We start from the raw sequence: 12,288 nt of genomic DNA on the forward strand, positions 1-12,288 counted from the left end.
GGAATCAGTAAGCGTTATGCTAACGGAGTAATTTCATTAGCTAAAGGAAAAACTGCCTCAGCTACATATTGTAGAAAAAGACAGATAAAGCAATTAAAATCACGAGTTCAGTCAGGGAAAGATTGGGTAGCCAGAGCCACAAAGAAAATTAATTTATGCCAATAGCTCGAATGAGGAGAACAGAAAACGATTACCGACAGTAGAGGAATACCCGTGGAAATGTCCCCCGAACAGCTCTGGATACAGGTATTGGAGCGTTTACAACTCCAACTCAGCCGACCCACGTTTGAAACCTGGCTCAAGGGAACAACCGCTCAGCAGCTCGACCAGAATTGCTTAGTGGTTTGTACCCCCAATCCCTTTGCCAGAAATTGGTTGCAAAAGTATTACATCAAAACAATCACTGATGTGGTGCAGGAAATCCTGGGACAATCGGTGGACATTTACCTTACCGTGATCACTGACAACGACAACACCACAATCAGCGATACAGGTATTTCCTGGTCGGTTCCGGTTGCGGCTAACCCCGATACCGAACGTCCCTCTCATCAACTCCCTAAACCCACAGAGTTAAATCAGAAGTACGTGTTTTCTCGCTTCGTGGTTGGTTCAAATAATCGCATGGCTCATGCGGCGGCTTTGGCTGTAGCCGAATCACCGGGGCGGGAGTTTAATCCCCTGTTTTTGTGTGGGGGCGTTGGTTTGGGGAAAACTCACTTAATGCAAGCGATCGCGCATTTCCGGTGGGAAAACTCTCCTAATTCTAAGATATTTTATGTGTCTACTGAACATTTTACCAATGATCTGATTGCTGCCATCCGCAAAGATAGTATGCAAAGTTTTCGGGAACACTATCGAGCGGCTGAGGTGCTGTTGATTGATGATATTCAGTTTATCGAAGGAAAAGAATATACTCAGGAAGAATTTTTTCATACGTTCAATACCTTACACGAAGCCGGAAAACAAATCGTATTGGCATCCGATCGCCCGCCGCATCAGATTAGCCGCTTGCAAGAACGGCTATGTTCTCGCTTTTCGATGGGGTTAATCGCCGATATTCAGCCGCCTGACTTGGAAACCCGGATGGCAATTTTGCAAAAAAAGGCAGAGTATGAAAACATCCGGTTGCCGCGATCGGTGGTCGAGTATATTGCGACTCAATATAAATCGAATATTCGCGAACTCGAGGGGGCATTAATCCGCGTCGTCGCTTACATCTCGATTTCGGGAGTACCGATGAGTGTCGAGAACATTGCACCAATTTTGAATCCGCGAACCCCAACTGTACAAGCTGCACCGGAGATCATTGTGACAACCGTCGCTGATGCCTTTAATGTCTCGGTAGAAGACTTAAAAGGAAACTCACGCCGCCGAGAAATTAGTTGGTCTAGGCAAATTGCCATGTATCTGATGCGGCAGCATACTGACTTGAGCTTACCCCGAATTGGTGAAGAATTTGGCGGCAAGGATCATACCACAGTGATGTATAGCTGTGACAAGATTACTCAACTACGAGAACGCGATCCCAGCGTGGCACAGAAACTGAGTCAATTGAGCGATCGCATTAATTTGGCAAGTCAAACTCAAAGCCAAGCTTAAAGGGAACATTTTCCACAACCTTTTCCACAAGGACTCCGTTCCTAAAACACGAAGAATTCAGGAATTGGCAATCATCTGAGTCTAGTTTTTCCACAGTTTCCCCAAGGTCTGAATTCCATGCTAGAGTTGCCTCTGGATAGATGAGAGAACCACGATTGTGCCTCATGTAGAGTCCAACTCAAATCTCCCTGAGTCTCCTTGACGAGAATTCTAGCTGTGCCAAACATTGACGATTCCTTCTATGAAACTAACTTGTACCCAAAGTGAACTCAATACCAATCTTTCTCTCGTAAATCGGGCGGTTCCCTCACGTCCCACCCATCCGGTACTGGGTAATGTGTTACTCAAAGCCGATGCGGAGAATCAGCGAGTGAGTTTAACCGCCTTCGACTTGAGTCTAGGTCTGCAAACCAGTTTCAACGCCAACGTCGAAGCGGATGGTGCGATCGCGATTCCGGCTAAACTGTTCAATGATATTGTTTCCCGTTTGCCAGAGGGAGACATTACTCTCGAAGACTCCCTCTCCGAAGCGGAGAGTGATGCAGACACCGAAAGCCTATCGATCACCTTAACCTCGACATCGGGACAATACAAAATGCGAGGAATGAACTCAGAGGACTTTCCCGAACTCCCCCAAATCGAAGATGGAATGGTGGTTAAACTCCCAGTTGAAGCCTTAATTGAAGGATTGCGCGGATCATTATTTGCCACCAGTGCAGATGAAACGAAACAGGTGCTGACCGGGGTGCATCTGATGGTTCAAGAAGATAGTCTGGAATTTGCCGCGACTGATGGTCACCGACTAGCGGTTGTGGAAACTCTTAACGCTAAACCAACCAGTGAGGAAAGCCAAGAGGATGAAGAGAAACCCGCCTCTGAAGATACCATATCTTCCTTTGAGCTAACCGTACCCGCTAGAACCTTAAGGGAACTTGAACGGATGTTAGGACTCTCTGAATCAAGCGATACCGTCGCCTTGCAGTTTGAGGTGGGTCAAATTATCTTCCAAGGGGGTAATCATCGCTTGACCAGTCGGACGTTAGAGGGACAATATCCCGCTTACCGCCAACTCATCCCCGGTCAGTTTCAGCGTCAGGTGGCTATTCCTCGGCGTCAATTACTGAGTGCGGTTGAACGAATTGCAGTTTTGGCTGATCAGAAGAATAATATCGTCAAGTTTGATATTGATGCCCAGGCGCAAACCATTGATCTGACCGTGGAAACTCAAGATGTTGGCAGTGCGAGAGAGTCCCTATCAGCACAAGTTACGGGTGAAAGTATCGAGATTGCCTTTAATGTGAAGTACTTAATCGACGGCTTAAAGGCATTATCTACATCAGATATTCAGTTCCAAATGAATGCAGCGAATACGCCAGTAATTCTCACTCCTCTGGGTGGTTTAAAGATGACCTACCTGATTATGCCTGTGCAAATCCGGGATTAATGATTTTTGGTTAGGGTTCATGGTTCAAAGTTCATTGGCGCTTACCTCTGTAGTCGCCTTGGACGTTGAACGATGAGCCGAGGAGGGTAAATTGTTTCTCATTTTATTCATGAAACTAGACAGTATTAAAGACTTAGACATAACTTCTGTACGTTGCACTAACAAATGTTAAGAATCCTCAAGCTACCTGTAGGGGCACGGCATTGCCGTACCCCTACCATAAATGGCGTTTGTGCTTTAATTTTTCTCCCATAAAAAATTATTAATTGACTTGGATCAGGTCAAACAAAACATGACTTAAGTCTTATGAATTAACGTTTTCAGCTAATTTTTATTAAAATTATTTATTTTTTTGAAACCGCTGTTGATATCTGCTATTATCTATAGCGGATTTTAGCATTTAAATTGCGCTATGGAATATTGGACTCAGGCAATGGTAGAAAGTGACATCATTTTTTTGTGTAGTCTATTATACAAATGTCTAGCTGACTTAAGGGAAAAGTAAAAGATTAAGACTAAAAAATGTCCAGTACAGATTATTTGTGCAAAACTGATTGAGATACGTTAAAGTTTGCGAGCAGTAATTCTTTTAACATCAATCGGTATTCTGGGTGCAATAGACAGACCATTATAAGCCAGACAAGCGGCAATCAGGGTTCAATTTAAACATTTGCCGGACTTTTATATAAACTTTACAAAGTCTTCATTGTCCATTTACAAAGTCTTCATCATTACTTAACTTAATACTCCTGTCTCATTTTCAAATTCTTGATAACTGTAATGTAAACAGTAAGTTAAGCCAGCCAGGGTTCATAAGCGTGCTTACTTTCCCAACAGCGAATGATTCATCTGTGATGCAACCCGTAATCGATAAACAAGTTGTCGTATCTGACCATGTGGTAACCATGGTGTTCACAGACCTGGTTAATTCCACAGCGGTCAAAAAATATTTAAAGGGAAATGACATCACTACCCGCAATCGCCTCTACTTTGACACGATTCTCAAACCCCATCGCCAGCGTGTTGAAGCGAATTTAGTGGCTTACGGAGGGCGTGTAGTCAAGACCGAAGGTGACGCTTACTTTGTGGTTTTCGCCAATGCGTCTCAAGCAGCTCAGTGGGCAGTAGCACTGCAAATTAGTCACACCTGTGAACCCATTGACACCCCCTTGGGTCCCTTACAAGTCAGAATTGGCATGCACACCGGGAGTCCCTTACCCGACGGTGATGATTTTATTGGCGAGGAAGTTGACTACGCGGCTCGGGTGTCCTCACTCGCCCATGGGGGACAAATTCTGCTGTCGGAAGTGACAACAGATTTGATTCACGATGCGGGAATTACAGACTTAACCATTATTCCCCGTGGCAATCACTATTTAAAGGGTATTGGCAAAGCGCCGATTTTTGAACTGCTATACCTCAACAAACGGCAACGACAGCGTAAAAAACCCAGATCTTGGAAATCTCGGGGTCTTCAACTGTTGGCAAGTCTAACCGGTGTAGGCGTGGCAATGGGTGTTGGTTTGACAGGTGTGCTACAGCCTATGGAACTGAAGGCGTTTGACCACTTTATGCAAATCCGTCCTCAACAGGAAAGTCCTGACCCACGCCTGCTGATGATTACCATTACAGGGGGTGATGTTCAAGCTCAATCCTCTGCCCAACGGCAAGGGTTATCCTTGTCGAATGCTAAACTGGCTCAACTCCTGGAAAAATTAGCCCAATACCAACCGCGAGTCATTGGTTTAGACCTCTATCGCGATTTTCCGGTAGAACCTCAATATGGTGATTTAGCGAATCGTTTACGCCAAGACAAGCGTTTAATAACCGTCTGTAAGGTGGGAGATACCACCGATAATCCCGGAATTCCGCCTCCTCCAGATATCCATCCAGACACCTTACCCGAACGAGTTGGATTTAGTGATGTGATGTTAGATCCAGATGGCGTTGTCCGTCGTCATCTTCTGGGTTTAGCACCTCCTGAGCAATCCGAATGTCAAATCAGTAACTCTTTGAGTCTAGTTATGGCTTTGCGTTACTTAGAAGAGGAGGGCTTTACAGCCCAATTGACTTCAAATAATGACTTGCAGATTGGTCAGGTTGTTTTCCCGACCCTAAAAAATAATAGTGGAGGGTATCAGAATATCGATGCCGGGGGCTATCAAATGTTACTGAATTATCGGGCTACGAGTTCAGTAGAAACGATTGCGCGTACCTATACGTTAAAAGAGGTACTTGAGGAAAATAAATTAACGCCTGAATTGGTCAAAGACCGTATCGTGTTTATTGGTACTGTTGATAAGACCTTTCATGATTTTCATGCAACTCCGTACAATAAAAGCAACCGACCTGAGACGGCTGGGGTATTTCTGCAAGCCCAGATGACAAGTCAAATTCTCAGTGCTGTGATGAATGAGCGACCTCTTTTGGTGTGGTGGTCCGAGTGGGCTGAATATCTTTGGATTGGGGCGTGGTCTCTGGTGGCGGGTCTAGTCAGTTGGCGTTTCCGTTCCCCTCTCTTACTAGGCTTGGCAGTAGCCGGAATGCTAAGTGTTCTCTATGGCTGCTCTTATGTGATTTTTATCCAAGGAATTTGGGTGCCGATGATACCATCGGGTATTGCGATCGTTGTCACCAGCGGCATGGTTAGCGTATATTTTGCCCATCCTAGTTTAAAATACTGGATCTGAGGACGCCAGCGACTTGAGGTGTAGGCAGGGTGTGGGGTGAGGCGTGTGTGCGGGATGCCTTGATGCCACATTTTCCCTGACAAACAAAATGTAGTGTCATAAGATATAGCGCTACGCGCCAGGGAATAGGCAACACCTCTGCTTACCTCGACTTACTTCGGCTTCGCTCAGTAACACGCTCGGTAACACGCTCGGTGTGGAATATGCAATAGGCAATAGGCAATAGTAAAGACAAACGCTTACCTTACAAGAAATTGAGCGATTTGAATTTTTCTTGATATGTCCTAACCTTAATGCGTAGTGCTATACAAAAATTTCGGAGCCGCAAATGATTATGTAAATCAAAAGCCAGGGGAAATAGTGAATTCCCCTGACCAAGTTAAATGGAAACAATTAAACGGGCTAGGAGGGATTCGAACCCCCGACACCGTGGTCCGTAGCCACGTGCTCTAGTCCACTGAGCTACAAGCCCTAGCTGTGAGTGATTGACTCACCGATTACTTACAATATCACATCTTTATCCAATGACGCAAGACTCTGCCCAAAAATCATCCCTCAGCCATCTAAATTCTCAGGGTCAAGCCCAAATGGTCGATGTTTCCAGCAAACCCGCTACCCGCCGCCAAGCCGTCGCAGCGGCTCAAGTGCGGATGCAAAGGGCGACATTCCAAGCGATTGAGACAGGTAATGCGCCGAAAGGAGATGTTTTAGCCACCGCCCGACTAGCTGGTATTATGGCAGCCAAGCAGACGGCAAATTTGATTCCTTTGTGTCATCCCTTACCCCTACACCAAGTCGAGGTACACATCCAACCTGATGCTCAATTACCGGGGTATCAGATTCAGGCATCGGTGACGACAAAAGCCGAAACCGGGGTAGAAATGGAAGCCTTGACTGCCGTTTCCGTTGCCGCCCTGACGCTGTACGATATGGCAAAAGCATTGGAGAAATCTATTCAAATTGAATCCATCCGTCTGTTGAGTAAGACGGGTGGCAAATCCGGCGAGTATCAATCCCCCAGTTGAGCGATCGCACTGTCCTCTCCCTTCTACGCCCATTGGCGTAGGTAATTTCCGTATATATACTGATGTCTACCACCTAAAGGAATGTTTATATTAAGGCTTGATGCGCTAATTTTACTGAGTGGATTAGCAGAAATCTATATTGTACTTGTGATAGTTTGCAGTAGGAGATGTGTAATCAGTGATTTACTGTGTAGGTATTATTTACGCAACAATAGCCGCTTATTTATTTACCGTTTGGTTTGAGTTGGCTGATGATATGAGGACTTTATCTGAGCCACAAAAAGTCCTCTCCTGGGTGACGTTAATTGTTGCTGCTGTCTTTTGGCCCCTGGTAATCCCGATCGCTTACACTAAGCTGCTTAAAGATCAAACGTCTAAAAGATTTATTTGAACTTCCTTCAGTACAACCGTTATCGCCGTAGACTCATCAATTAAGATAAACGAACTGTTTTAGAGACGTTCCGGCGGCGGAGTCTCTACACAATTATCTGTCCTTGGCGCTATTTTCCTAGAACAGAAATGGATTCTAGCAGGGGTTAGCTTTAGAATACGCTAACTTGGTACAGCTTGTTGATGTTACTTGAGCCACAATCTTTAACAATCCCAGAGATACGCTTGCCAGTTAGAAACGCATCTTCAACTATTTTGAATTTGAGATCGGCTGCAGGATCAGCAATATCAAAGGTGAGGTTGTAAGGTCCAAAGGTTCCAGTACATGAACCCTTAACTGAGCCGCTGACAACCAGCAAAACCTGGGTGTCGTTGACGAAAATCTCTGAAACTGTGCCATTGAATTGAGCGCGAGGATCGGCGGCTAGGGCAACTGCGGGGAAAAGACACAGCGCTGTGAGTATAAACGCCAATAAACCGGACAAGTAACGTAGTGCTAAAGACATTTTTTTAATCTCCGATGGACTGAATGGATTAGAAGACTTAGGATTGACGGATTTAGCCTGATCAGTAACGGTAGAATCAGTTGGGTGATTCTGATTTAGTGCTCACAACAGCGAGGTTTTATTTCGGTGCGTCAGTCCTAATAATTTAGTTATTATACGGCATTCAGTAACGATCGCAATAGAGGTTTCTTTTTCGCTTTATCCCAACCCGCACGCTCTAAGGATGTGCGCCTAATCTTAGCCGGCTCCCCCTATGAAGTATCTTGTGAGATTCTGGATGCGATCGCGAGTTTGGGTGATGCTAGATTTGGCGTAGTGTAAATCCCTGCCTAATAGCCCAAGTCGTCTCGCCTACGACTCAACCACCAATTATTAGTCCTCTAAAGAGGACTTTAGCTATGAGACAGGGGTTTGAACCCCTGGCGCCTAAGCGATTTTTTGAGAATGAATCAGCCCCCCAAGGATACGGAAGGCAAATCATCTTAACCGGGAATCATCATACTCACGGTTTGACTCCAAGGTCCTGATTCCCCTTTGGTGTTGACCCAGCGTAGCATGAAGTAAGCGGTTTTCCCGACATCTTCTCCGCTGAATTCCATCACATAAGGTGTCGCTGTATCTAACGCCACGAAAGTTAATTCCTTCGGATCAGTGGGCGGCGGATCACCAATTTTTACCCAAATTTCACTACCAATCATCCCACTGGGTTTGGCTTTGCGTGTGGGTGTGGTTTCATCGACGAAATGGATTTCAAGTTGATAACGCCCTTTGAGTTCTACCCTAGGAAGGGGGCGAGTTGTGGGTACGCCAACGGCGCTGGAACTGCTTTTTGGTACTGTTATGCCTAATCCTTGGCGCATGGCGTCGGTGATTTGGGGATTCACTTGCAATTGATTCACCACTCGTCGCAATTCGGTTTTATAGGTTTGGCGGCTATCGTCTTTTTCTTGACGGGCGCTGTCGGCTGCCGATTGGGCGATGATATGGTTGTTGTATGCGGTTGTCCATTCAGTTTGAGCGGTGGTAATTGAGGTGATATCCTCTGCGGTTAGTCCTAAGTCGCTGAGATAGTTGGTTAAAGCGGTGACAAAGTTGGCTTGCCAATTGTTAAAGTCGGCATCTGAGCGGGGCATGTAACTGGTCATGTTGCGATGTTTCTCCACAACAATTATTTGTCTATTTTAATGGATGGTTTCTGGGTACGGTGTCATGGTTCCTGGGTACGGTGTCATGGTTCCTGGGTACGGTGTCATGGTTCCTGGGTACGGTGTCATGGTTCCTGGGTACGATGTCACGGTTCTTTGGTACGGTGTCATGGTTCCTGGGTACGATGTCACGGTTCTTTGGTACGGTGTCATGGTTCCTGGGTACGATGTCACGGTTCCTGGGTACGGTGTCACGGTTCTTTGGTACGGTGTTAGGGTTACTTGTGCCAGATGACAGAAACATTGAAGCGCTAAAATCTCCCCAACTGTAGCCGATTCCCTCTCTACAAAATCCCCCTTTTCTCCAATTGAATTGGATTCTGTTTTACCGTGCCGCTCATAGAGAAGTTCCGACATAAGGTATTGAGAACATCAATGATAATTTGGGCTTGGCTCCGGGTTGATCTGAATTTGCTTTAGGGTCAACCGTTTCTTCCAGTTTTTTTAAAGCCATTTTTAGAGACTCCATCGGCTCTCCCGTACTTAGGGTGATAATAAAATATTATAAATTTAGCCAAAGTCCCACGGTGTAATGCTTGTAGGTTGGGTTGACTTTAGGTACCCAACCAATAAAGCTATTAAGCTAGGTTTTCTTCAAATCAAGCCAATCGCCACACACATAAGGAAAATTTATCACCTTATGTACGGGAGAGCTATCGTTATGAAGTCTCCACTCAGACATTAACTACCAAAGCTTACATTGATGAATGTAAAGGGCGCACCTCGGTGCGCCCCTACATTATGATAGACGTGCCATGTCTGTTGTTCCAGATGTAGCATGCTGCGTCTGGAACAATTAGGATGAACCGATTCAACGAACCAAACGATAGTAGTATGGCAGAACATAAACGGATTGGTATTCTCACCAGTGGTGGGGATTGTGCGGGGTTAAATGCAGTGATTCGAGCGGTGGTTCACCGAGCGGTGGGAACCTATAATTGGGAGGTTTGGGGCATTTATCGCGCCACCCAAGGGTTGATGCAGCGCCCTCCCCAAGCCACTCGCCTAGAACCCAAGCAAGTTGATGCGGCGCTAACCTTAGCGGGAACGATTCTGGGAACAACCAATAAAGGCAACCCCTTTGCATTTCCCATGTCCGATGGTACAGTACGCGATCGCTCATCGGAAATTGCCGAAGGGTATCATCAGTTAGGACTTGATGCCCTGATTGGGATTGGTGGTGATGGCAGTTTAGCGATTCTGCGTAAACTGGCAGAAGTTGGGGGGATAAATTTGGTGGGGATTCCCAAAACCATTGATAATGATGTCGGGATTACGGAGCGTTCCATCGGATTTGATACGGCGGTAAATATTGCCACCGAAGCCCTAGACCGTTTACAGTTTACCGCCGCTAGCCATGATCGGGTGATGATCCTGGAAGTTATGGGGCGCGATGCGGGTCATATTGCGATTAGTGCGGGAATTGCAGGCGGTGCTGATATTATTCTAATTCCGGAAATCCCTTACACACTAGAACGAATCTGCCAGCAAATCCAACAGCGCAAACAACAGGGCAACAACTACAGTGTAGCGATTGTTTCCGAAGCGGTTCCCACAGAATCCGGGGAAGTGGTGCAGAATATGCTCAGTTTTGGTGAATGTCGATATGGCGGGATTGGTCATTATTTGGCGGATCGAATTAGCGCCTTAAGTGGTGCAGAAACACGAGTGACAGTGTTGGGACATACCCAGCGCGGTGGTACACCATCACCCTTAGATCGCCTCACCGCCTCGGCGTTTGGTGTCGCGGCAGTGGATTTAATTGCTGACAAAGACTATGATAAGATGGTAACCTGGCAAAATCGACAGGTTGTCAGCGTCCCGATTTTAGACGCGATCGGTCAGTATAAAGCGGTGGATTCCCAAGGGACTCTGGTGAAAACCGCCAGAGGTTTAGGAATTTGTCTAGGAGATTAATGCACGTTAGAGTCCTGACGTTGTAGCGGCAAATACGGCAAATACTAGTGCAAGAAGGCAGAAATAACTGAACAGCTAATATCTCCCCCCGCTTCCTCTGCTCCCTCTGCTCCCTCTGCTCCCCCTGCTTCATCGTATCTACGAAGCTGCTCAAGTATTTTTATGCCCGCTGCACTAGAAAAGGGACACAAGGCAAAATCAGGCTTTATGTCCCTTACTGTGTATAATTTTTTCTGGTTCAAACTTAGTAAAAACTAAGTGCGGTAGACAACTTTTAGAGGAAGCTGACTCTTCCAAGCTCACGGTTCAACGAAGTAACCGTGAGTAGTTGACAGAGCGTTAAATAGGGTTCGCTTGAGCGCTACCACGCATTATTTGCGGTATTGCGGCGAGATCCACCACGATTATTCTCCCGGGGTCTGGCTTTATTAACTCTGAGCTGTCGTCCCATCCACTCAGCACCGTCTAGTTGGGAAATAGCAGATTCTTCCTGAGCTTCGTCTGTCATCTCGACAAAAGCAAAACCTCGAACTCGACCTGTTTCCCGATCTGTGGGTAATACGACTCGCTTGACAGTGCCATAATCAGCAAATACTGTTTGTAAGTCGTCTTCGGTAGCTTGGTAAGACAGGTTTCCGATGTAAATGGTCATTTGAAATCGATAAGGCTGAACGAAAGGCTAAAGTTCAGAGCCACAGACGAAAACTCGAAAATGCAAATAGCTTAAAGTCTTGTCTGATAATCCGTGGTTAGTTTCCAGGGTGATCAACTAGGAATGTAGCTGCCCAACCAAAAACCTTACCAAAGGTAGAACTGAACTTATAGATATCGTTAATGATAACCTAGAAATGGTTTTCTGGTCGGTTATCTAGCTTACATCCTGAATAGAACGCGATCGCGGCTTAACCGCTAAGTGGTACGATTGTGCATCGGAGTTCTAAGTAGGTTGGTGGAAATAAACTCAACCTTATGAAGTTATGTTAAAAAGCCTCAAACCCTTACGAAGGACGAATGACGATCCCCACCGTTAACTTTAATTGTCCCCACCTACTTATTCAATCGAGATAGATTGAGGTCCACTGGTCCTGCCATTGTCACTTCCTGTGGGAGTCGTCGTATAGCTGGTGGAACCCGTTTGCTGATCGAGCCAACTTTTAACGGGGTCATCGGAAAGATTAAGTCGAAACACTCCCGAACAAAATCCGCCTAAGAATCCTACAGGCTGTTGGAACAATTCTTTAACGATAGGGGTGAGTTCATCAAGAAACATTGGTGAAATTCTCCTCCGGTCAATCAAAAGTTTACTTATGGATAAACTACCCAGACCGGCTAAGAGCTGAGGTCTGGGTTTTTAGTAGCCCTGAAGTCATCAAACAAGCTAAGCTGAACATACTTAATAGTTCGGCTTAGCTTGCACGATAACCCCGTGCCTCCAGGCTGGTTTATAGACAGCCCCACAAGTGCAATATTATTGGCTCCATTAAAGTCGGCATCTCCATGCCAACCACAATG

General features: G+C 45.9%; 10 protein-coding genes, 1 tRNA gene and 1 pseudogene. 6 read left to right on the forward strand and 6 right to left on the reverse strand.

The genetic code is table 11. From position 1 onward, the window contains the following. Window positions 1-219: 219 nt before the first annotated feature. From dnaA to RH949_RS05415, 3 genes are all read left to right on the forward strand, one after another. Window positions 220-1,599 (forward strand): chromosomal replication initiator protein DnaA, encoded by a 1,380-nt coding sequence (gene dnaA / locus RH949_RS05405; protein ID WP_446352162.1) that lies wholly within the window; start codon window positions 220-222, stop codon window positions 1,597-1,599. Window positions 1,600-1,840: 241 nt separating this feature from the next. Then, window positions 1,841-3,043 (forward strand): DNA polymerase III subunit beta, encoded by a 1,203-nt coding sequence (dnaN, locus tag RH949_RS05410; RefSeq protein WP_006103022.1) that lies wholly within the window; start codon window positions 1,841-1,843, stop codon window positions 3,041-3,043. Between the two features lie 854 nt (window positions 3,044-3,897). Next, on the forward strand, window positions 3,898-5,733 hold the full coding sequence (locus tag RH949_RS05415; RefSeq protein ID WP_052307529.1) for a CHASE2 domain-containing protein: 1,836 nt from the start codon (window positions 3,898-3,900) through the stop codon (window positions 5,731-5,733). 398 nt (window positions 5,734-6,131) lie between these two features. On the opposite strand, the gene RH949_RS05420 is transcribed toward RH949_RS05415, so the two are convergent. After that, a tRNA-Arg gene (locus RH949_RS05420) sits at window positions 6,132-6,205 on the reverse strand. A 52-nt stretch (window positions 6,206-6,257) separates the two neighbouring features. Between RH949_RS05420 and moaC the strand changes: the two genes are divergently transcribed. Beyond that, window positions 6,258-6,758, forward strand: coding sequence for a cyclic pyranopterin monophosphate synthase MoaC (gene moaC / locus RH949_RS05425; RefSeq protein ID WP_446352163.1), 501 nt, complete (start codon window positions 6,258-6,260; stop codon window positions 6,756-6,758). 542 nt (window positions 6,759-7,300) lie between these two features. Here the strand turns inward: moaC and RH949_RS05430 are convergent. Continuing rightward, window positions 7,301-7,654: a hypothetical protein gene (locus RH949_RS05430; RefSeq protein WP_006102980.1), complete on the reverse strand. Its 354-nt coding sequence runs from the start codon at window positions 7,652-7,654 to the stop codon at window positions 7,301-7,303. A gap of 482 nt (window positions 7,655-8,136) precedes the next feature. Further along, window positions 8,137-8,799 carry a hypothetical protein gene (locus tag RH949_RS05435; RefSeq protein WP_006102834.1) on the reverse strand — a complete coding sequence of 221 codons (663 nt, stop codon included), beginning with the start codon at window positions 8,797-8,799 and terminating at the stop codon, window positions 8,137-8,139. Between the two features lie 59 nt (window positions 8,800-8,858). On the opposite strand from RH949_RS05435, the gene RH949_RS05440 reads away from it, so the two are divergent. Both RH949_RS05440 and RH949_RS05445 read left to right on the forward strand, forming a co-directional pair. Continuing rightward, window positions 8,859-9,131 carry a hypothetical protein gene (locus tag RH949_RS05440; RefSeq protein ID WP_446352164.1) on the forward strand — a complete coding sequence of 91 codons (273 nt, stop codon included), beginning with the start codon at window positions 8,859-8,861 and terminating at the stop codon, window positions 9,129-9,131. Between the two features lie 562 nt (window positions 9,132-9,693). Then, entirely contained in the window at window positions 9,694-10,776 is a 1,083-nt protein-coding gene (locus RH949_RS05445) for an ATP-dependent 6-phosphofructokinase (RefSeq protein WP_446352166.1), read from the forward strand. A gap of 361 nt (window positions 10,777-11,137) precedes the next feature. On the opposite strand, the gene RH949_RS05450 is transcribed toward RH949_RS05445, so the two are convergent. The 3 genes and pseudogenes from RH949_RS05450 to RH949_RS05460 form a co-directional block, all read right to left on the reverse strand. Continuing rightward, a complete protein-coding gene (locus RH949_RS05450; protein WP_446352165.1) occupies window positions 11,138-11,428 on the reverse strand; it encodes an RNA recognition motif domain-containing protein in 291 nt (96 codons plus the stop codon). 399 nt (window positions 11,429-11,827) lie between these two features. Continuing rightward, window positions 11,828-12,046 (reverse strand): hypothetical protein, encoded by a 219-nt coding sequence (locus RH949_RS05455; RefSeq protein WP_006103018.1) that lies wholly within the window; start codon window positions 12,044-12,046, stop codon window positions 11,828-11,830. A 59-nt stretch (window positions 12,047-12,105) separates the two neighbouring features. Further along, window positions 12,106-12,288 (reverse strand): annotated as a pseudogene (locus tag RH949_RS05460) (RNA-guided endonuclease InsQ/TnpB family protein); the annotation flags it as partial.

It is taken from the genome of Coleofasciculus sp. A1-SPW-01 (assembly GCF_040217205.1).
GTDB classification, from domain to species: Bacteria; Cyanobacteriota; Cyanobacteriia; order Cyanobacteriales; family Coleofasciculaceae; genus Coleofasciculus; species Coleofasciculus chthonoplastes_A.